This window comes from Kribbella sp. NBC_01510, assembly GCF_045040325.1.
Lineage (GTDB): Bacteria > Actinomycetota > Actinomycetes > Propionibacteriales > Kribbellaceae > Kribbella.
Window position 1 is genome coordinate 4,735,598 of sequence record NZ_CP109418.1, and the last position, 21,730, is coordinate 4,757,327.

At 65.7% G+C, this 21,730-nt stretch carries 13 protein-coding genes and 2 pseudogenes; 9 read left to right on the plus strand and 6 right to left on the minus strand.

From position 1 onward, the window contains the following. Positions 1-49 precede the first annotated feature (49 nt). The 5 genes and pseudogenes from OG558_RS23835 (at position 50) to OG558_RS23855 (ending at position 8,352) form a co-directional block, all read left to right on the plus strand. Positions 50-1,606, plus strand: a complete 1,557-nt coding sequence (locus OG558_RS23835) for a hypothetical protein (protein ID WP_405064964.1) — start codon at positions 50-52, stop codon at positions 1,604-1,606. A gap of 138 nt (positions 1,607-1,744) precedes the next feature. Continuing rightward, a complete protein-coding gene (locus OG558_RS23840) occupies positions 1,745-4,258 on the plus strand; it encodes a DUF3892 domain-containing protein (protein WP_405064966.1) in 2,514 nt (837 codons plus the stop codon). 207 nt (positions 4,259-4,465) lie between these two features. Then, positions 4,466-5,631 (plus strand): annotated as a pseudogene (locus OG558_RS23845) (IS3 family transposase). A 1,151-nt stretch (positions 5,632-6,782) separates the two neighbouring features. Then, positions 6,783-7,517 carry a hypothetical protein gene (locus OG558_RS23850; RefSeq protein ID WP_405072210.1) on the plus strand — a complete coding sequence of 245 codons (735 nt, stop codon included), beginning with the start codon at positions 6,783-6,785 and terminating at the stop codon, positions 7,515-7,517. Between the two features lie 349 nt (positions 7,518-7,866). Next, the gene (locus OG558_RS23855) at positions 7,867-8,352 is read left to right on the plus strand and encodes a DUF4389 domain-containing protein (protein ID WP_405064967.1); all 486 of its coding nucleotides are present in this window, start codon (positions 7,867-7,869) and stop codon (positions 8,350-8,352) included. Positions 8,353-8,561: 209 nt separating this feature from the next. Here the strand turns inward: OG558_RS23855 and OG558_RS23860 are convergent, their stop codons facing one another. Both OG558_RS23860 and OG558_RS23865 read right to left on the minus strand, forming a co-directional pair. Next, complete coding sequence (locus tag OG558_RS23860; RefSeq protein WP_405064968.1) at positions 8,562-9,416, minus strand: hypothetical protein; 855 nt, start codon at positions 9,414-9,416, stop codon at positions 8,562-8,564. Positions 9,417-10,852: 1,436 nt separating this feature from the next. Beyond that, positions 10,853-11,701, minus strand: a pseudogene (locus OG558_RS23865) (ISL3 family transposase); the annotation flags it as partial. 762 nt (positions 11,702-12,463) lie between these two features. On the opposite strand from OG558_RS23865, the gene OG558_RS23870 reads away from it, so the two are divergent. Then, positions 12,464-12,661 carry a hypothetical protein gene (locus OG558_RS23870; RefSeq protein ID WP_405064970.1) on the plus strand — a complete coding sequence of 66 codons (198 nt, stop codon included), beginning with the start codon at positions 12,464-12,466 and terminating at the stop codon, positions 12,659-12,661. Positions 12,662-13,642: 981 nt separating this feature from the next. Here the strand turns inward: OG558_RS23870 and OG558_RS23875 are convergent. The 4 genes from OG558_RS23875 to OG558_RS23890 all read right to left on the minus strand — a co-directional run bounded on the left by OG558_RS23875 (position 13,643) and on the right by OG558_RS23890 (position 17,385). Then, entirely contained in the window at positions 13,643-13,987 is a 345-nt protein-coding gene (locus tag OG558_RS23875; protein ID WP_405072301.1) for a hypothetical protein, read from the minus strand. After that, entirely contained in the window at positions 13,921-14,430 is a 510-nt protein-coding gene (locus OG558_RS23880) for a hypothetical protein (protein ID WP_405064972.1), read from the minus strand. The genes OG558_RS23875 and OG558_RS23880 overlap by 67 nt, the downstream gene beginning before the upstream one ends. Positions 14,431-14,685: 255 nt before the next feature. Further along, complete coding sequence (locus tag OG558_RS23885) at positions 14,686-16,659, minus strand: S8 family peptidase (RefSeq protein WP_405064974.1); 1,974 nt, start codon at positions 16,657-16,659, stop codon at positions 14,686-14,688. A 9-nt stretch (positions 16,660-16,668) separates the two neighbouring features. Further along, positions 16,669-17,385: a hypothetical protein gene (locus OG558_RS23890; RefSeq protein ID WP_405064976.1), complete on the minus strand. Its 717-nt coding sequence runs from the start codon at positions 17,383-17,385 to the stop codon at positions 16,669-16,671. 492 nt (positions 17,386-17,877) lie between these two features. On the opposite strand from OG558_RS23890, the gene OG558_RS23895 reads away from it, so the two are divergent. From OG558_RS23895 to OG558_RS23905, 3 genes are read left to right on the plus strand one after another with little or no spacing between them, the layout of a single operon-like run. Further along, entirely contained in the window at positions 17,878-18,387 is a 510-nt protein-coding gene (locus OG558_RS23895) for a hypothetical protein (RefSeq protein ID WP_405064977.1), read from the plus strand. 15 nt (positions 18,388-18,402) lie between these two features. Then, positions 18,403-19,044: a hypothetical protein gene (locus OG558_RS23900; protein ID WP_405064978.1), complete on the plus strand. Its 642-nt coding sequence runs from the start codon at positions 18,403-18,405 to the stop codon at positions 19,042-19,044. After that, positions 19,041-21,263 (plus strand): hypothetical protein, encoded by a 2,223-nt coding sequence (locus tag OG558_RS23905; RefSeq protein ID WP_405064979.1) that lies wholly within the window; start codon positions 19,041-19,043, stop codon positions 21,261-21,263. Before OG558_RS23900 ends, OG558_RS23905 begins: the two co-directional genes overlap by 4 nt. Positions 21,264-21,730 lie beyond the last annotated feature (467 nt).

A 21,730-nucleotide genomic window follows, 5' to 3' on the forward strand; every position in this document is an offset into this window, starting at 1 on the left:
GTCGAACGGCCAGACGATCTTCCTGTTCAACGGTATTCAGAACTCGACCATGATCTACCAGCCGGTGCTCCAGTGGGGACCGTCGGCAGCGGGCGGCGGCACTTACTGGGCGGTGGCCAGCTGGTACGCCGACGGTCAAAGTGGGCAGTCGTTCTACACGACGCCGGTCCGGGTCAACGCGGGTGATGTGCTCACCGGGGTGATGACGCAGACGGGTACCAATGGAACCCAGCACTCGTACAGCTGTGAATTCACCGGGATCGCGAACACCACACTGTCGGTGACCAATGTCGACGAGCTGACTTGGGCGATCCAGACTCTCGAGGCGTACACGATCAAAGCGGCGACCGACTACCCCAACACGTTCAGGACCTCGATGTCCGGCATCGACATCAGCGCAGGGTCATCGCACCCGACGATCAGCTGGACAGCCGTTGACTCGGTCACGGACACCGGTCAGCACACGGTCGTCGCGAGCAACAGCAACCCCGGCGGCGATGTCGATATCTGTTACCGGGCGAGTGGTCTGGCCAGTCCGATCGTGCCGGGCCACGCACAGATCACTGCGGTGTCTCGCAGCGCTAATCACCTCGACGTCTTTGTCACCGACACCGCCGGCGCGATCCTGACGGCTGCCTGGGAACCGGGGTTCACCGATTGGTGGCATGGATGGTGGTCGCTCAATGGCGGTCGCGCCGCTCCCGGTGCGCCGGTGGGAGCGGTATCCCGTAGCGCGGACAAGCTCGACACCTTCGTGAGCGGAACCGATTCGCTGGTCTACACCGCGGCGTGGGAACCCTCGTTCCCCGACTGGTGGCACGGCTGGTGGGGGCTCAACGGTGGCGTCGCGGCGCCTGGAGCACACATCACGGCGGTGAGCCGGAACACGGACAAGCTCGACGTCTTCGTCGTCGGCACAGACGGCGGCATCTATACGGCAGCTTGGGAGCCCGGTTTCACCGACTGGTGGCATGGATGGTGGCGTATCGGCGGTCTGATCGCGCCTCAAGGCGCCCAGATCGGCGCAGTGTCGCGTAGTGCAGACAAGTTGGACATCTTCGTCACCGACATCAACGGAGCGATCCAGACCGCAGCCTGGGAGCCGGGCAATGCCGACGGGTGGCACGGCTGGTGGCCGCTGAACGGCGGTCGTGCCGCCCCCGGTGCAGCGGTGACGGCCGTCTCGCGGGGGCCTGACAAGCTCGATGTCTTCGTCACCGGCACAGACGGAGGTATCTACACCGCGGCCTGGGAGCCGGACTTCGCCGACTGGTGGCACGGGTGGTGGCGCATCGGCGACGCGGTCGCACCCCAAGGCGCACCTGTCGGCGCAGTCTCGCGCAGTACCGACAAACTCGACATCTTTGTCACCGACGTGGCCGGCGCCATCCGCACCGCAGCCTGGGAGCCGGGCAATGCCGACGGGTGGCACGGCTGGTGGGCGCTCAACGGTGGCGTCGCTGCTCCGGGTGCGCCGGTAACGGCCGTCTCTCGAAGCGCCGACAAGCTTGACGCCTTTGTCGTCGGAACGGATTCCAAGGTCTACACCGCCGCGTGGGAGCCCGGCTTCACAGATTGGTGGCACGGGTGGTGGCGGATGGGCTAAGGATCGAAAACCATTCAGCGGTGCATTGCGACCGGAACCGCACCGCGTGTGCTCGACACCTGAGCCCGCGATGCTCGTCAACTGCAGCGTCCGAGTCCCGCAATCCGTCGTTCGGTCCTTCAATGAAGGAAGGCCAGCGTGGCAACTCCCAAGCAACATGAATGCCTCTATTCGGCTCTCGGAGCCAAGGTGCTGGCGCGACATTTTGCGATTGGGCGTTGGCGTCGCGCCAATCTTCTCTCGCTGTGGAACGTGCTCCAGGAGCCGGCAGCCGAGGCTGTACAAGGGCTGTCCCCTTCGGATGTCGCACTTGTGCAGCGTTGGAACGTTGTGGATCACGGGCGTGAGAACCCACTGCTCGAGGGCGGAAAGCTTCTCACCGCCCTGGCGGTGGAGGTCAGCCTCGGCTACAGCCAGTCGTCCGTGCCACTCCTTCGTGGGATCGAGACCGTAGGCTCGCTGTTTCCTGTTCGTACTGGCGACGCAGGATGGCTGGTCCGCTGGGATCCGGCCACATCCGACCACTGGGAGCAGCAGCCAAATGGCTCGGACGTCTGTACTGACTTCCTCGTCGACGACGATGGCGCGTATCGCTTTTGTGTCCCGGCGACAGATCCGCAGCGGGTCCCTTGGCGGACCCTGAGCACGTTGCGAACCCTGCTGCCGCGGCCAGAGGCCGATGCCTACCAACTTGGTGAGGATCCAGATCATTTCACCGGTTACCATCCCGACTACCATTACCGCTACCAGGTCTGGGAGGCCTCGGGCGACGAAATCGTGGGAGTAGTAGGTGGCCTGACTATCGCCGACAGACTGGTCGGTCGGCGCGGCTCAGGGGCCGTACGGCGAGCCTTGGTGCCCCCCGTGCGGCTGCTTGGTGAGTACCTTGCTGCCAACGGTTATCTGCTGATTCGGCCGTGTGGCGGCTTCAATGGACGAGGGGCGACCGGTGGGATGCCGGCAATGGAACTGCCGATCGCACGCGCACTTGGATCGATCGCCGGCAGCGACTTCGCCTCCAGATTGGACTTCCATCCGGCCCTGGAGCGCGCCGGCTACTCCCGCAACCTCGACGGCCGCATCCGAGAGTTGGTTGCAGCGGCGCTCGCCGGAGCAGCCATCCTCCCTCCGATAATCGCGGGCCTTGCGATTGGGTTGGGCTCACTGGCTCCTCTAGTTGGCGCACCCATCGGCACTCTGGCCGGTACCGCACTGGAGGCAGCCGCGCGGAGCATCGGACCCGTTCAAATCGGAACCGCGGCAGCGCTCTTTCGGCACCGTGACTGCTTCGACGTCTCAAACGATGCGAGCGCCCGAGAAGTGGCACTCGCCTACTTGCTCAAGGAATTTGAGCCGAAGATGCGCGTCGAAGCTTGGATGGCCGGTATGCGCCTAGGTGGTGGCAATGCCCGCGGGTTCCCGCCCCACCTCGCGATCAGCGCTCTAGACGATCCCGACACGACAGTGCGTGATGCGTACCTCGGCCTTTTCCGTGCCGAACGCACCCGCGTTGCCCCGACCTCACCTCCCGAGCCGGGACTTCTCGACTCTGCGCACGCGACGGCGGTAGCCGTCATTCTCGGCGCCACGGAGTTTGAGGGCCTGCTGCTACGTCAACTGAACGAGCGCTACGACCTCCTCGACGCGGCAGGGCAGGACGCGGAGATCAGCAACGATCAGCAGAACATCCGCCTTGCGGTGGACTATCTCTCTGCCATGGCGCTGGCATGGCTACACGTCAGTCGGCGCGCAGCCGCGGGTATACCCGTGGCGACGTCCGGCTTTCCCGTGCTGCCCAGCTTCACGGCGTGGCCCGCCCCCGCCGTTCCCCGGGTCGTGCTGGAGCGACTGCCCGAGGTGCGCCGCGTCGTACTCGGCGATCGGCCCCTGCCGGCAACGGATGTCGATGTCTTCTCGCCGACCGTACAGAGCCGCAAGGCATCGACTCCACCACCAGTGCTGTCCAGTGCTCGTCAACTAGTCGGCACGTTCACTTATGCCGTGGCAGAGTCGGCGCGCGATGTCTTCACGGGCATAACCCTTGAGTGGGGCGACGAGTACGAGATTGCAGCAACCGGTGAGATCCGGGCGGGGCTGGCACTCGCGGGCAGCAATGGCCCGGCCGGATGGACCGACCAGTTGGTCGACGACGCCCGCTGGCCATTGCACACGGGACTCGATCCGGTCGGCGCACACCCGTTCGCGTTGCTGGCCCGCGTCGGCGGCTGGTTCCTGGTCGGTGAGCACATGAAACGCCGACGGTTCCTAAGCCAGCTGTCGTTGCCGATGCACCTACGTATCAACGACAATCAGCCCGGCAATGGCTCCGGGCTGTTCGTCGTAACAGTGACGCTGTGGGGCCGCGAACGACCGATCGTCTACCCGGAACGCAGCATCCTTTGCGCAACCCGAGCCGGAGGGAGGATCGATCGAGTCGGGGGCGTCCATCCCGACGGCTCACCGTGGCAGGTGACGCTAACAGAGGCCATCGAATGGATTCAACGCTACGGGCATACCTTCACCGCTGGGAGTGATTCCGGTCCGCGAGTCGTGGTGAGCCACCTGCGCGGCCTCAGCTACCTTCGCAGTCGTGGCGATCGCACTCGATCAAACAACCTGCGGCGGTTGCCCCGGTGCCCAGCGCGGACCTGACTTACGCCCTGCTCCGCGATGTGGACGCTCGCTATAAGAGCCTGCTCTACTTGCTGGATACATTGACCCAATCGGACATCCTGAGGAACATCTGGAGCACGCGCACGGGACATTCAGCGCTAGCTACTTCGACCCGAAAGGGTCTGCTGCACGAGTAGGTGACATCTGAGTTGGCTTGCCAAGAGGCCTGCCTGGAAGGATGTTGCTGTGCCCAAGCCTTATCCGCGTGAGTTCCGTGACGAAGTGGTTCGTGTTGCCGTGACCGAGGGCCTGGTGTGTCGGTCGAGCAGGTCGCCAAGGACTTCGGGGTTCATCCGATGACGCTGTTCAAGTGGCTGCGCCAGGCCGAGGTCCACGAGGGCGCCAAGCCGGGTGTGTCCCGGGGTGAGTCGGCCGAGCTGCGTGAGGCTCGGCGGCGGATCAAGCTGCTGGAGCAGGAGAACGAGGTGTTGCGCCGCGCGGCGGCGTACCTGTCCCAGGCCAGCCTTCCGGGAAAAGGCTCTACCCGCTCGTGAGCGAGCTGGCTGCTGCCGGGGTTCCGGTGGCGGTGGCGTGCCGGGTGCTGAAGATTGCTCGCCAGCCGTACTACCGCTGGCTGGTTCGGCCGGTCACTGCTGCCGAGCTCGAGCAGGCCTACCGCGCGAACGCGTTGTTCGATGCCCACGCCGATGATCCGGAGTTCGGGTACCGGTTCCTGGTCGACGAGGCGCGCGATGCCGGTGAGCCGATGGCGGATCGGACCGCGTGGTGGATCTGTTCTGGCATGGGTTGGTGGAGCGCGTTCGGCAAGAAACGCGGTAAGAACGGCAAGCGGCCTGGTCCGCCGGTCCACGACGACCTCGTCCGCCGTGACTTCACCGCCACCGCACCGAACCAGCTGTGGCTGGCCGACATCACCGAACACCGCACTGCCGAGGGCAAGCTCTACCTGTGCGCGATCAAGGACGTCTACTCGAACCGGATCGTGGGCTACTCCATCGACTCGCGGATGAAGTCCCGGCTCGCGGTAGCCGCGCTCAACAACGCCGTCGCCAGACGCACCGAGGTCGCCGGCTGTGTCCTGCACACCGACCGCGGATCGTCAGTTTCGGTCCAGGAAGTTCGTGCGTGCACTCGGTCGTCACGACGTCGTCGGCTCGATGGGCCGGGTCGGCGCTGCCGGTGACAACGCCGCCATGGAAAGCTTCTTCGCCCTGCTGCAGAAGAACGTCCTCAACCGACGCACCTGGAGTACCCGCGAGGAGCTCCGGATCGCGATCGTGACCTGGATCGAACGGACCTACCACCGCCGCAGACGCCAACGCACTCTCGGCCGGTTGACCCCCATCGAGTACGAAGCAATCATGACCACGCCAGCCAGTCAGGCTGCGTGACCGAAACTGTCACCTATCCGTGCAGCAGTCCCAAAAGTCGCCGCGTGGCGGTGCCTGAGATGTGTGCTGTTGGTGGAGAGGATGGCCTCGAACCTTGGCTAGAAGGGATCGAGGCCATCGTGCTCAGAACTGTAAATGATCAGCCGACGTTCTGGGACTCGATCCTGCCGGTTGAGCTGCTGGTGTTGTCGGGTGAGATTGCGCGGGTGGACGGTCGGGTCGGTCGGTCGTGCATGGCAAGGTCAGGGCGCATCCATCGGGTTCGAGCCAGCGATCGCCGGCACCGAGCGTCGCGCGGATGTGCTCATTGCGAGAGAGCTCAGAACATTCCTCGTCGAGACAACCAGCCTGTCACACGCTTCGTGTGATCTCCGACGAGAGCGCTACCAGCATGCACTCTGGGAAAGGGTGACTGCGATCGAGACGCGCACGGATACCCGAGTTCATGTCCAACTGTCTGACGACCCGCAACCAGAAGGTGTCGAGAACTGGCTTCGTGACATCGAGGCGGCAGCGCGGTCGGTATCGATAGGCCAAGCGCGTCCTGGCGCAGTGTGGAAGCCGTGACCGTCTCCAGGGCCGTACGACGGTGCTCGACAAGTCCGCCGCAGTGTCCGGGGAGGACGTCGGCAGGATCGTGGTTCTGCATCCGCTGTGGACGCCGGCCGAGGGCGCGCCAATCAGCCCCGGCGTTCGCGACGCTGATGGGAATGTTGGATGGCCATGGGGTCTCGGCCCGGCCGAGCGGGTAGCCCGGCTGATTCTGCGCAAGCTGCGGGACGACCTTGCTGCCAGCTGCCGGGCGGAGGCTCAAGACACTGAACGCCAAACGCGGTCGGTGTCCGAACTGATGGCGGAGGTGTCCGCCGCCAGCGAGGTGTTGCGCAATCCTCGCCGTTCGAGAATCACTCACCTTAGCGATCAAGGCAGCGAGCTTCACCCCGGAGAGCTCGGTCACCAACATCACCACTGCGCTCAACGGCATATTCGCCGCCCACCACGTACCGCAAGCCCTCGGCCAGCAGATCGGCGTTCTGAAAACCAGCCTCTTCGAAGACCAGGAGTTGATAGCCATCGCCTTGACAGTCGAGATCGTTGCCCGCTGCACGTCGTCTCGGTCGCCAGACCAACGCAGTGCGCCGTTCAGGTTCGTGCGGCTCGGGCCTGACATCGGACTGCCTCTGCTCACCGATCCGAAGCATCGGAAGCTGGCCGCTGAACTTGGCGACGGCATCCTCTGCGGAACCCAGGTCAGCCACTTTGGTGCATTTGGACCGGAATCCCGGCGCCGTTGGGACTGGCTCCTGGGCAGGTTGCATGCGGTCGCACACATCGGAACGTTGATGCACGGCACCGACACCGAAGTGGCGACCGCCTGGGTGCGTTCCACTCAGCAGGCCGTACTCCAGGCAGAGGGCTGGGATGCGACGGAGTTCGTCAATGCGCTCGTGAAACGCTTCCCGCTTGGGGTAGGGCTGGCCGGCCTGGGAAGCATGATCGACGGGCTGAACGACGCCGACAAGGACCGAGGGGTACCGGCGTCCACGACCACAGGCATCGGCGATCGACTCGTTCACGTGTCGCTCGCTCGGACTGGGACGGTGGCTCAAGGTCGCGACTGGCCGCCAGGACGAGTGCGAGAGGACATCCGAGCGAATCGCGTGGCGGTTCGCCGAACCGACCCGCAGCTTCCTCTGGAGCATGCTTACTGGCGACCACACCAAGAGCGACAGCACATCAGCATTGCCGCTCGTCGCGTTGCGGCCGCTCGTCTGGTTCCTACTGGCGGCTGCCGGCGTTGCGACACTGATGATCGCGATCCTCCGCAGCCGACGAATCCTGGTGGGTCATGCTTCTCGCCGGCATCGGCATCGCCGCACTCATGACCAGCATCGCGGTGGGGCTCTGTGCTCAAGCGACTCAGCGACGTCCGTCTCGTTCTTAGAGACTGGATCGCCACCACGCTGACCCAACGGCTCTGGCCCACTAGGGACAAGGTGGCGACGCCTCCCGACAGGACCGAGCCGCGCCCACTCGGCAGGAGTGTGCTCGCGGCCGGGCTCCTTCGGTGCGAATGTCGGCAGGCGAGGGCGAATCAGTCCACCAACGTGCGCCAGTCACAAGCCGGTTGCGAGAGACGCCAGCGATTTGCCGTCAGTCTCGGCCGACCCATCGCTGCTCGTGCACAGTGTCCGAAGCGAGGGGAAGCCGCGCGGGTCGTCGCGAACGTGGCGAGTGACGTACTGCGCCTACGGTGCGCTCGGGACCGACCGGTACCCGCCGTTCACCCTGAAGGAGGTCGAGGACTATCCCGCGCACCTGGCGGTCGACTACCCGGGACACCTGTCCCGCGGCCTGGTCCTGGTGAAGTGGTGGCTGCTGGCCATCCCGCACTACATCATCGTCGGGATCTTCGTCGGCGGTGGCGCATGGGCCGTGAACCGGTCCGACAACTGGCAGTGGACCCTCAGCGGTGGCGGCGGTCTGGTCGGCATCCTGGTGGCCGTCTCCGCCGTGATCCTCGCGTTCACCGGCGCCTACCCACGGTCGTTGTACGACTTCATCCTCGGGATGAACCGGTGGGCCCTGCGGGTCGCGGGTTATGCGGCCCTGATGACCGACGTCTATCCGCCCTTCCGCCTCGACCAAGGCGGCCTTGATCCCACGCTGGTCGTCGCGGCAGCCTCAGGCGACGGACCAGCCGCTACGACCGACGCCTGAGCGACGACACGGTCGGGGGATCATTCGTGAATGACATGTCTCACCGCGAGGCCAGCGAGAACGCAGGATCACGAGGATCACTAGCCTCCTGCGCCCCGCCCACCGGAGGGAGTGCGCGAGGCGCAGGACTGCCCGGCCACCTACCACACCCGTGATCTGCGTATCCGCAGTTCTGAGGCAGTCGACGTACGGCGTACAGGCGCTGTGGGCTAACGAGGAAGCAGAGCAGCTGCCGCGCTCGCCAGGAGTGGGGCAAAGATGATCAAGTCAGCTTGCAAGTCCGCGATGATGCCGCGATCCGCGCCAAGGACTCGCTCCAGTTTCTGCCGATCTTCGGCCGTGCTCACGATCGCTGACGCGTCTCCAAGGGGCTGCAAGGGCAGAAGATGATCGCACAGCCGTTGTCCCTGATGCTGGAGGGCTGCCCAGCCGGGCACGTAAGCCAGCGCGACCAACAACGAACCGAAGCCTCCGATGACCAACACGTACTGCGGCGGCCGGGTGCCGGGCGAGTTCGTGCTTCGCTCCAGCGCCATCAGCGCTGCTGCCTGAAGGGTGGTCAACGCGACCAAGGAGCCGACCGCGGCAAGCAGCCGCCGCAACAGTCGTCGCATGTCAATCAGCGATGCGAGCCAGGCACCGGCTATGAGGTTTGCTGGCAAGTTTGATGCCACATAGCGAACACCGTACATGGCGCCCCCGGCAGGGATTCCGGCCAGGAGGGGAAGTGTCAGAAGCACGCCACTGCGCACACTGCCGTCGTCGGTGCCGGTTAGGATTGCAGGCACGTTGATGGCGAGAGTCCCGGCGACTACGACTGCCGCCACGGGCATTGCCACATCGCGTACCCGGACCTGGTCCGCCTTAGTCAATTCAGCCCAGCGACGCACGCCGTAGACGAAGACGAGGCCGGAGGTGGCACATGCGGAGAGTGCCAACGGTGCCCAGAGCCACCACAGCGAATCACCCCGGCCACTCGACGACCGGACGAGCGCCACGCCGAACGCAAGTCCGAGTAGCGGGGGTGTGAATTGCCCTATCGCAGGTCTCAGCCGTTGCAGCATGACCGCCTCCTCATGAACCCTTTCCGCCTCGCAGCCATGGGTTCCGTCGAATAGTGACTATCGCCGCAGATAGCGCGAGAGCTTGGTAGCCGGACGGTCGAGATGTGTACGAGATCGACGGCCGTCGCCTCAGGCTGGGTCACATCGTGCGGCGGAGACGTGGACCTTAGCGACGTTCGTGACCGCGCTGCCGAGAACATTGCCAATCCTGCCGAACGGCTTCAGGTCCTTGCCAGAGAACAGCCACGCACTGGCGAAGGCGGTAAGGCAACGACTTCGCCGACGTACGTCGCGCCGAGTTGGGACTCGGTGATCGGCAAGCGTGCTCGCCTGTCCGGATCGGTACGCCCGAGAAGCTCTTCATCGGCGGGTGGTTCGTCGGGAAGCCCTGGGATCGGGGGTGCTCGGCGAGGGCGAGGTCGTGCATGCGGATCGGCTCTGGGCGAAGCTTCTGCAAGAGAGCGTCGAGCCGTACCCGGGACAAACCCAACGTACTCCAGCGCACCCTTGTCCCAGCTCCCTCGCCTGCGAGCCCTCAGCCACGGGCCCAAGATACTCCGAAAGGTCACCGCCGGTGCGAACGGAGCGGGGGCACTGCCCTCACGACACCGGTCGGCGGCCATGGACAGACTCGATCCCGAGCCGCACCAGCTGCGCCGTCCATCGGCAGCCAGGAATGCAGCGGCAGAATACGGCGGAACTCGGCCACCTCCGGGGACCATCGTTCGGATCACGCCGCGAAGCTCATGATCCGGCCGACTGATGAGCTGCTTGTCGGTGCTAGGCCCTCGATCCAGGGCGCCGTCGCCGAGGCCGACGAAAACTCGCCCGCCGTCCTGACCGCCAGACCCAAAAATACTTCTCGAACGTCATGCCCGGTGACAGTCGCCGCGGCAGCATCAACTCGAGGTAGCGCACATAGAGCTGCGACAGCGCTTGCGGGGATATCGGAACTGGCCATGGTGAGCCGTCACAATAGTGGCGTGGGAGTGGCGTGATGGAGTATCGCATCAGGAGATCCGTCCCTGTATTTGTGGCTCCTCGCTTGCGCTAATGGACAGCCCCAGCCCCAGCCACGGGATCGGGGTGGTTCAGCAGCACAATCACTTCAGACGGACCGAGGAACTCGATCGTGACAAACGTAGTGCCGTCGGGTCCTTCTCGATCGGCACAGAGGTGCCGACCGCGTGGGGCACAAGGGCGGCCGGGTCGGCTGAGTGAACAGTGCTGGCGACCACAGTCATCGTGCCGTCTGCCTGGTTGAGGTTGGCGTCGACTAATACTCGTGCCCTGGGCGCGGGCTGAACGCCGTTCGTGTTCGCGACGACGAGTGCTTCCTCAGGGCCCAGGATGCGGGACCAGCCGAGGATGCCGCCGCTGGGTGGTGGGGTCAGCGTTCCGCCGATGTCGAGTGGGCGGAGGTACTGGCGTCCGTAGCGCAGCCCGTGGATGGCCTGCTGGACTCGTCGTCGGCACTCGTCGAGAGCGTCGCCGGCCATTCGCACCACGCAGAACGGATCCATGACCGCGACCGCGTCCGGCAACTCGTCGGCAGCCGCGGTCTTGAAGCCGGTGAAGCCGTCCATCGCGACCACCTCGACCCGCTCGCGCCAGGACTCGGCTCGTTCAGCGAGCCAGGTCTTGAAGACCTGCTTGGAGCGGCCCTCGACCAGGTCCAGCAGCCGTGCCGGCCCGGTCCCGTCGCGAATCACGGTCAGGTCGATGATGACGGTGACGTACTTGTCGCCACGACGGGTATGACGCCCCACGTGCTCGTCCACGCCGATGACGTTCACGCCGTCGAACCGGCTGGGATCGTCGATCAGGACGCGCTTGCCTTCGGCAAGGACCGCGTCGTTGGCAGTGTTCCACGCCACCGCGAGGCCTTCGGCGACACGAGCGACGGTCAAGTGCTGACACACGATCCCTTCCAGCGCCCACCGCAGCCCACGGCGTGACAGCTTCGCCCGTGGTTCGGCGGCCTTGCTGGTGTCTCGGGCGCCAAACGTGCCCGCAGCCGTGCACCGGTAGCGGCGGATCGTCACCAGCAGCGTGGTGGGGCGCCAGCCCAGCGGCTCGTGCGCCAGCCGCCGGACGACGGTGTCGCGGGATAGGCCTTCGCATCCGCAGCGCCGGCACCATCCATCAGCCTCGTCGGTGTCGACGACCTGGCAGGCCAGCACGGCACGGTCCGGCTCGAGCCGCTGCCCGGTGACCTCGAGGCCGAGCTCGTCAAGACGTCAGAACGTGGTCAGGTCAGGGCCGGTGAAGGCAGCGTGAACCACGTCGAGGTCTTCCGGATGGACGCCGGAGGAACCCCCGCATCGGGAGACCTCGACCCCTACGCAGCCACCGCCCCGCCCCGCCCACCGCTACACCCTCAACTGCGAAGAGCCGGAAGAGCGTGGACTGCGACGCTTCTTGACTGCTGATCAGCGCTACGCCTCCGTATTGCGGGCCGTCCGCGAAGACGCTCCGTTCGAGGTGGCTGAACCCACCGTGGTCTCAGGGACCGAACGGTTCCTGTGCTGCAGAGGATCCGTGCAGCTCTTGATGGCTCGTTCCGGATCGTCTAGACGGACGCGATCATCACCACCACGTCCGACAGCGTCGGCCGGATCCCCGCAACCACGACATCGCCCCAACCCGGCGGCCTGATGACGCCGTCGGCGAGATCGAAGCCTGGAGACATGCGCCGTCTCGAAGCCGTGAACAACGTGAAGAACAATGGATCGGCGCGGCTCGAGGCCTGCCAGGTGGATGGTCAATCTTTGCTGGCCCAACGGCGCAACCCGTCCCCTCGTCGCTGCATCGAGACCCGGGAGACCTGCCTGTGGCCGCCCTTCCTGATCTTGGTAGTCCACATCTTCTGCGGCCCGCCACGGCACGGAAGTCTCCGACGACCTCATCCCAGCCGTCTACGTCGCCCACCTCACGCAAGCTCTGCTAACAACATCTTGGCAACGCAGGGTGATCAGTGCATAGGGCCTGGATAGTTGGCGGCCCTGATGCTCGCCGGATCACCGATTCCTGCCGGGGGAAGCTAAATGGCCACGAAGAAGACGAACGGATTTCGCAACTACACAGCAGACGGCACCTACTGGACGGTCCGGAAACACGGCCGGACGTTCTGGGTGCTTCGTTTGAAGAGCGAGACCTACGAACAGCTCGAGGTCTGGGGCGGGTACGCCAGGGCCGGCGCGGCCGGAGGTGCGGCCGCGCAGCTTGCGTACTTCAAGCCGTGAACGAGGTGACCGAGAGCCGTGCGCGGCACTCTGCACAGTGCGCTCGACAGGGTGGCGCTTGGTGCCCTGCCTCCGAAGACTCCGGTCTCGGCGGCCAAGGCACCGGCGAACCTGGCGGCCGCGGAAGATGAGGCGTAGGAACCTCGAAGCGTCGTGGTGCGTCAGATCTAGCCGCGACCTTCCCGGAAGCGTTTCTCATTGAATGACGACGTGGTTCAGAGGTGCGTACGCGCGATGTCGACGGCAAGCGTGAAGATGGCGACGACTCTGTGCCTCCCGCAGGTCATCTTGCCCGCGAAAGCGGGTCCAGCGGTCGGGATCGGTGTGCTGACCATGGCCCGCAGTCGTACTGACGGTGGCTTTGCTCCGACGCCAAGCAGCTCGAAGTTCTCCGTAGGTCTTCGTCCTGCCCAGGTGTGCCGAGAACTGCCGGGGTTGGACGGAACTATTCGTTGATTGGGCTCAGTCCTCTATGGTCATGCATCTGATCAGGTGTCGCCGGGGGACGACAGAAGCCGAATGAAACCGGTGGCACTCAGTGAACGAGTCAATTTCCAGGTCATCCCTGAAGGAGCGGGGACGGTCAAGAGGTGTTTGTGACCGTCGTTCTGCTTCTTCGGTGATGGTCTGGGCGCGCCGGCATGAGGCGTCGGGGTCAAGGCTCGGGCGTAGCCCGACCGCGTAGCGGCCGGAGGGCCTTGACGCTGGCGCCGTTCGGCGCACGCTATGGGCAGCGGAGACAGAGCTTGCGGTGCTCCCTGGGGTTTGTAGGGGTATTGGCTGGGCGCTCGTCAAGGCCGGGTGTCCCGGTGAGTGGCAGACGCGGTGTGGGCTGCCGTCATCCCTTCGCCGCGCGGTAGGCGGCATGATGGGGTTCGCAGTGGTGCTGGTCGGTCGGAGTCAATCAGAGGCGCGACCACGCCATGGTTGGGGGGTCTTGACCTGGACGACCCGCGACCGGCCAGTTCGGCAAAGCGCGGCTCATGCCGCGCTCGCGTGTTTATCCGGCTGCTTGTTCAGGGCCCGCACGTGGTGGTCGCGCAGGGCACAGAAGACGTATTCCAGCTGGCGGCGGGCGGCCGCGACGACACCGATGTTGTGGCCGCGGCGGGCAGCGACCTGGTCGCGGAACTGCCCGACCACGGTGGTTGCGGGCAGGATCTGGACCGACTCCACCACGAGCTTGGCCTCGACGCTGGCAAAGCTCCCCGGTGGGCCACCGACGGTGTCGTTGTAGGTTCCGACATGCAATTCATAGATCACCAAGTCGTCCCATGACGGCGTCTGGTAGTCGTCCTGTCCCCAGTCGAAGCCGGTCGAGCACACCACGGAAGTGCCCGACGAGTGCGTGAGTTCGCGGGCGTAGGGATCGTTGCGTTGCTGGGGATCCGCGCCACCCAGCTGAAACTTGTAGAGGGCTCCTGTGGTGACACCCTCGTGTCGGCTGACCAGAGGCCGGCCGGCTCGGCAGCAAGCGGGAGGATCGTTTCGGGTTCGTCTGCCGCAAGCCGGCAAACCACGGCGACATCGGTCGCGTGGGGCGCCCACACGCGGAATGTCGCCCCTCCCTCGTACACGGTGGCGCCCAGTCCGGCTCGGACCGACGGTGCGAGGCTGACGCGGATACCGTTCATTTCTGCTCCTGGCTGGCCGAATGAGCGATCGGGGTCTTTGCATAGCACAATACGTGGAGTTGACAGAGTAGTGGAGCACGGTGGCAGGAAAGGATGTGGACTGCGTAGCCGTCTGGTAATTGAATCTCGACTCATATTCTTTGAATCGTTTGCTTTTGTGAGCTATCTGCTCGGCGGCAGCCTACGAACGATTTCATGGGGGAGAATCTCATGCCGGCAAACGAGGGTGAATTCACGTTCGGTCGATTACGGTCGATGATCGCGGACCAGCGGCTGGGCTGGCTGCCACCGCGCGATCGTGGCGATGACGCGGAGGTGCGGCGGCACGGCCTCGGCGCCGATCCGGAGAGTGTTGTATCGACAGCGGACGTCGCGGACCTCGACCTGGCGTCACTCGGGATGTCGCCGAACCCTTGCCTCGCGGTTCGCCAGGCTGAACGTGGGATCACCCCGCGGTACGGGCTCACGGGCATGCTCTCCGAGGCAATGCTGCGCAGGCTCGGCTCGAGGAGGCCTACTGCCACCTGACCCTCCGCCGGTCCTTCGCCTCAGGTCCGCCTGCCGCCCGGTACGACGTACAGGTAACGGTCCTTCCATAACATCGGATGCCGGCATCACCGGCGTGATGGCGATGTGGTGCGGTTCAGCTGGCGTCGAGGCCTTCTGACGATCGGGGGCCTGGCGCGACAGCTTGACCTGTAGGGCGTCCGAGACGCCTCTCTCGAGGAGCTGCTTGCGAACGTCGTCGACGGCGTCTTCGTCTTGTTCGGGGGAGACGGCGTCTTCGAACCGCCGGTAGAGCTCGGGGTCGGTCGCCAGGTAGAAGGCGAGTTCTTGGCCGACCTGGCCGAGGTCGGCCGGTACCTTGTCGGCGGTGGTCCGCAAGAGGTCCGCCAACCCGTCGTCGAGGCCGTTCGCCGGACCTGGTGCAGCGGCGAGAAGTGGTTGGGCGCTGCGGACGGTGCTCTCGAAGAGATGGCCGAAGGTGGTGAGGCCGCCGCGTCCTAACGGAACGTGTTGGGTGGCGGTCGGCGCGAGGGTCGGTACGGTCCGGCCGTTCGGCAGCTGTGCAGAGAGCAGAGCGTCGGCGTTCACGAGTCCGCCGCCGAACTCCCCGGACGGCCAGCCCGGGACCGAGGTTGCGGTGTCTCGCACCAGTTGCGAGAACGTCGACGCGATCCGCTCCTTACCGCCGCACGCGCTGATGATCGTGTTCCGCCCGTGTTTGGCGAGCCACAGGGCAGCGATCCCCGCGACGGTGGCAACGGCGTACGACGTTCCCGAGCCCTGGCTCACGTTGTTGAGGGAATCATTGGCGTTCGCGGTGGCGTGCCACACCCGGTCGCCGGGTGCGGTGATGTCGACCGCGCGTCCTCGTGACGACCCCTTCCAGATGCCCCGCTCGGCATCACACGCGGCGACGGCTACGACCTCGTCGTAGGCCGCGGGGAACACCACGAAGCGCACGCAGTTGCCGGCGGCGGCGAGCACGATGACGCCTCTGCTGGTTGCGTAGACCACGGCGTCATGCAGGCGATCGCTGCTGAGGCCGCCCATGCTGATGGAGATGACGTGGACACCTCGGTCCGTGGCGAGCTCGATGGCTCGGGCGAGGTTGAGGGTGTCGAGGACGACCACGCTGTCGGAGACCCGGAACGGGACCAGCATGGCGTGTGGCGCCGTACCGCTGACTACGTGCTCCGGTTTCGCGTCGGCGGCGCCTCGCGGGCTGACGATGACGCTTGCCGTCCCCGTGCCATGCCCGCCGTTCTGCCAGGGCAGGGTCTTCTTCAGTTCGTCCTGCGGGTCGTCGTCGTTGTCGACGAGATCGCGGCCGGCGCCGGTCAGCAGGTTGGCCGCGATCTCGGGGTGGCGCCGGTAGCCGGTGTCCGGGTGGCCGATGACCACTCCTTCTCCGGGCTCGGCGCCGGCGAAGTGGTTCTGCCAGGCCAGGGGAACGTTGGCCAGCTCGATGCTCCACTCATGCGGCTTCGCCTTGGCGAAATCCGGACCGCTTGCACAGCCGAAGCTGGGCAGACCGAACGCGGCGGCCGTTTGTTCGTCGCCGTCGAAGCCCCATTCCGGACGGTCGGTGACCCAGGCCTTGAACAACGGCTCGGCGCTCGCGATGCCTCTGTGCGCGCGAAGCTGGTAGGTCCGATCCCATGCTTGTCTGGGTGTCAGCGCATCCTCCTGGGAGATCACTTCGAACTGGTTCTTGCGGTCTCCGTAGTTCGTGGCGTTCCAGCCGGCGCCGAGTACGTCGCTGATCGCGCGATCCACCTTCTGTTGCGCGGCGCGGCTGGTGGTCTTGATGGTGAAGGCCTGGAAGACCGGCCCCGGGTCCTGCCCGTTGTCGCTCATCTGCGCGCGTCAGACGGTTGACTTGGCGATCAGGTGGTCGAGGACCCGTTGGGTCTTGCTGACCTGGCTGTCGTCGACCGGTAGCTGCTGCTGCTGCACGAAGTCGGTCAGCGCGGCCTGAGCGGCGACGGCCTTCTTCGGCTTGGCGACGATCGACAGCTCGAGGAAGTCGAGCCCGGCGTCGACCTGCCAGCGTTCGGCCCGCACGTCCGACGTCAGGCCGTCGAGGGTGAACTTCTCGTACCGGGTAGCGGCGATCGGCGGCAGCATGCTGACGGCCGCGAGGTTGACCCGGCCCTGGCCGCACTTGCCGAGGAAGTCGAGTTGCTCCTTGCTGAACAGTTCGGGGACCAGCCCGGCATCGGCCTGCGCGGCCGCCAGCCGCGAGTCCGTCCATTGCACGGTCATCGCCGTGGCGAGCGACCGCTTGTCGCCCGCCCAGTCCGCCTCGATCTTCAGCTCTTCGTCGCCGGCCTCCCGGTTCTCGAAGTACTGCGGGGCGAGCTGGGACCAGCGACTGGGCCGGAGCTTGATCGTCGAGTCGCCGGTCGTCGCGGTCTTGCCGCGCACGCGCAGAACGACTCCGATGTCGAGCAGTGCCGTCGACGCCGCGGCGTCGGTGACGTCCTCGCAGAAAGCCACCGTCCAGGCGTCGCCGCCGGTCAGCCCGAGTCGGTCGACCGCCTCCTCGATGTGCGCGCCGGCAAGCGTGATCTTGATTTCCACCGATTCTGGACGCACCTCGACACCCCCCAATGAGAACGCCGGCCGGACCCGCTCCCCAGCTCCACCGACCGCACGTCAAATTTCACACTCCTCTCCCTCCCAACCACCGTCAAGGCTGCAAATGTTTGACATCTGCAGGCCCTTGCGACCGGTTGGCGGGGAGCGGGCCAAGGCCCCGGCACCACCGAATGGCTGATCGCTAGCGTCGGCGCCGGCGAATTCCCGAATCCGTGCTTTCCGCCGTTGATTCTCGCTCAAACAGTTGAATTGGTCCCTCTGCGTGTTCAGCCTTGCGCGTATTCACCACGAGTGGGACGCTCAATTTGACGCTGTGCGTCGTGAGGGGGACAGTCTTGGCTCGATCGAGCCGACGGGGATCTGCCGGCAGTCGCGGGGAGGTGCCTGTCGACGCTCGAAGCATTCGCAGCAGGATTCCGGATGATCTGGAGACCGCTATGGCACTTCGCCGTAGTAGCCGGCGCGGGAGGTCGGATGAGCAAGAAACTGGCAGTCCTTTTCGGCACCGGTGACCCGTTGGCGAGTGCCGTGGCCGAGAAGCCGGACCTTTCCCGTCCAACTGTGTACCCGTGCGGACCGGAGGTGCTGGCCACACTTCGGGCGGGGAGCGACGCACCGCCGGTCGCAACTAGCCTGATTCCGAACACCGGCAACGAAACCTCGGCAACGATGAACAAGGTGACTCCAACCCGCACGGTGAAATTCCGGCACGTGCTGCACGACATCGCCGCTCACTATTACTGCGAGGTCGGGGACAGCCACTGGCTTCCCGTCTACATTCGCCAGGACGTGCCGGCGCGGTGGGGGGTGGCGCACGAGATGTTCGACGTGTCACAGACCAAACCGGCCGGCTGGAGTACGCCTTCCAGCTACGCGCGTTGCTTGGGTAGATCTCTGACATCGTCGCCAGCCTGGGCAAGGCAGCTGCGCGGAGCCTGTCCCGCTTGCTCACGCCGGGGCGACGCTCCCGCAGGATCGCGGTAGTGGAAGCAGCATGCGATGCAGTCGGAATCGTCTGACCAAGGCAGGACTTCCCGAGACGGCGAGCCGGCCCCGAACGCCCCGCGAAGGGCCTGGGCTCTCGGGGTAATCACCGTTGCCGAACTCCTGTTGCTACTGGGTGCCCTGGTCCCGTTGATCGGCGCGACCAACGCGCTCGAGCGCAGCAAAGCGACCGATGTCTCCTACCTGTGGTGGAGTGGAGCGCCGACCCAGCCGATGGTGTTCGTCATGGTGTCAGCGGTCGGGGGCGCGCTTGGGGGTGCTCTGCACGGTATCGCTTCGCTCACCAGTCATGTCTGTGACAGAAGCTTCGATGCCGTCTGGACGATGTGGTACCTCGCCAACCCGGTCGTTGGAGCATCTCTGGCAACGGCCTTCTTGTTCGTCCTGCAAGGAGGCCTCGGTGGCCAGGTCGCCACGTCGGCGGGAGGTCTGTACGGCGTCGCGGCGGTCGCCACCTTGAGCGGTCTGTTCTCGCGGCATGCACTTGCCAAGCTGAAGGACATCTTCGACATCGCGGTCGGCGCCAAGGAAGCCGTTGAGAGAGATCGGGGACAACAGACACGCGGCTCGACGGCGGTGCGATCGGATCCACCGCCGGCCTCGGCACCAGGAAACACGCCAGGAGATTCACGATGACAGCCCGGACGGATGACCGGAACCCTGAGACGCTTCGGCCCGAGGCGGGTCCATTGCCGTACAACCGGCTCGACGAACAGCAGAAGATCGCCCTGGCGCGCATCGTGAATCTCTTGACGGCCGCGACGGAGGCCGCGAAGGAGAAGCGGCCTGTCTCGAGCCAAGACCGGGCAGCCGGCCCCTCGACCGACTCCCCGGCTCAGCCAAGGCCGCAGCTGTCGACGGCCCAGTCCGGTCGCAACATTCTGGTCGGTGGCGAACGAGGCACGGGAAAGACGACGATGCTGTTGTCGCTGGCCAGTATCCTCGCCACCACCCGTCTCGAATCCGGACGCGAACCTTCTCTGGATAACACTCTTCCGGAACCGATCGCCAGTCAGGCCCGCGAGCTGCGCCGGCGGCTGGTGTGGCTGGAAACCCTCGATATGGAGCCCCTCGCCGAGAACGTCAACCTTCTCGGCGCCGTGCTCGCTCGGGTCGAAGATGCCTTCGGCGCCCGCTTCCCCGGCATGGATGTCTCTCCCGGGAAGACCTCGTTGCTGTACCCGGGGGAGAGCTTCCATGATGTCTCGCACGAACTCGCCCGGCTCCAGACCGGGGTCGCGTTGACCATCGACGGCAATCTCCTCGCTCGTGCCGGAAGTCTCGACCCGGACACCTTCGCCATCGAGTCGCGTCGCACCGAACGCGAGCGGCTCGGCCTCGACCGCCGGTTCGCCACCGTGCTGGCCCGCCTCAGCGAGGCCCTGAGCAAGACCCTGGAGCTGACCGACCCGGTATTCGTGCTACCGGTTGACGATGTCGACCTGAACGTCAGGGGGTGCGTGCCGCTGCTGCGGCTCCTCCGCGCCGTGTCGTCTCCACATCTCGTCATCGTTCTGGCCGCGGACATCGCTCTGCTCGGCACCATCCTGAGCCTGAGTTTCCGGGGTGACCTGGCCCGCATCGGCTGGCCTGGTTCGACCACCTCACGGGACGAGCGGGTTGCGGTCGACCTCGCTGCCAGCGCGCTGCGTAAGCACCTACCTCCGGCTCAGCGGGTGATCCTCGGCCTCGTCGAGCCTTGGCACGCATTCGCACTTACTCCGCTGGAACCTGGGGCGGACAGCCTGGGCACAGCTATTGGCCACATCGAGCTGCCTTCCGATCAGGCAGCACTGTGGGCGCCCGGCGACTTCGGGCTACCACTGGAGGAGGTAGCACTGACCCCTGTCGTGAGTGGTGGGTTCTGGCCGGCAGAGACCAGGCCGGAGGCCGGTCCGCTGGCCCGGCGGCTGGCACCGTTTTCCTGGCCGCTGGTCCTGCGACAGCCGATGCGCCGGCTCGTCGACCTCTACTTGGACTACCAGGTGTGGGCCCAGCGCAACCCGAAGCGCGCGGGGGCTGGGCGCGACGTCCCGGATTCTCCGCTGGTCCAGCACGCGTTGGCGATGTTGGACCAGCGGCTTGGCGAGTCTCTGGATGACGATGCCCGGTTCGACATCCGGCCATGGTTTGGCCAATCATCCTCACCGCCGGAAGAGACTCCGTTCGTCGATGTGTGGTCCTGGCGGGGGTGGAAAGCGGAGGTGCAGTCGGGGTCGCTCAGTCTGGTCGAGTCGGCGACACTAGTTGGCAGCATCGAGATCGTCGGCTCGCGGTTGCGAACTGTGTTTGCGCATCCCCCCGAGGTCCCCACCGTCCAGGCTCCCCGCGCGACCATCTGGTCCCAGACCGCTCCGTCCGATCCACGTCGAGTTCCCTGGCCTTGGGTGACGCATTCGACCTTCTGGGCCTATGAACGAGCGATGAACTGGCTGGACGAGGCCGACAAGGGATGGGCGAAGCAACTAGACGGGGCGTTCGGGTCGTGGGTCGCCGTCATGACGGCGCAACTGTTCGATGTGCCTGATGAGCGGCACGCGTTCGACCGGCCGAGGCAGGCGCTCGCGAAGAACTGGGGGAGCCTCGCGCGCCGATTGCGCGACCTCGGTGAGACTCCGCGCGCGAACACCTGGCTGGACGCGGTTGGGCTGTTATGCACCCCTGAGATGGGCATGACGACGCACCCCGAGATTCTCCCGGCTGAGCGACTGGAGCATGTCGCGTCGCTCCGCAGGCAGCGCGCCCAAGCGTTGCCACCGTCCCTGCGGAAGCTGGTTGAACCTCAGTCCACCCGCGCGAGCAGATCCTCCCGTCCAACCAAGAGGGCGACGTTACCTTCGAAGGCGGACAAGTGAGTGGCGCGATCCGGTCGGCGCACATGCCGTTCGATCACCTGTTCGCCGAGCTCGCGGCGTACCCCATCGCCTCCGAGGCTGCGCTGACCAATCCCGTCACGCACCTGGACCCCGCGATGAGCGGACCGACCGCGCGATTGTGGCGCGCGGCCGAGCGTGACCTTCTTGCGGCCGCGCCGGGGTTGTCCCTTGACGATCTCACCGCCCTGCGGGACGGATGCTGGTTCGCGGACGACCCCGGCCATTCACGCTCGTTGCAGGCGTTTCTGCGCGGTGTCGCCCTGCGCCACCTCGAGTACCTCGGCGCCGGCGTTGGTCCCGGCAGACCGCCACCGCTGGGCGGACCCATCGCTGCTCGTCCGGCCCATGCACAGGCCCGCCAGTCGTGGCTATGGCTGACGTTCGCCCTGCCTGAGGACCTCCTGCTCACCATGGCTGCCCGCGATGGGCGGGTCCCCAACCTGGAC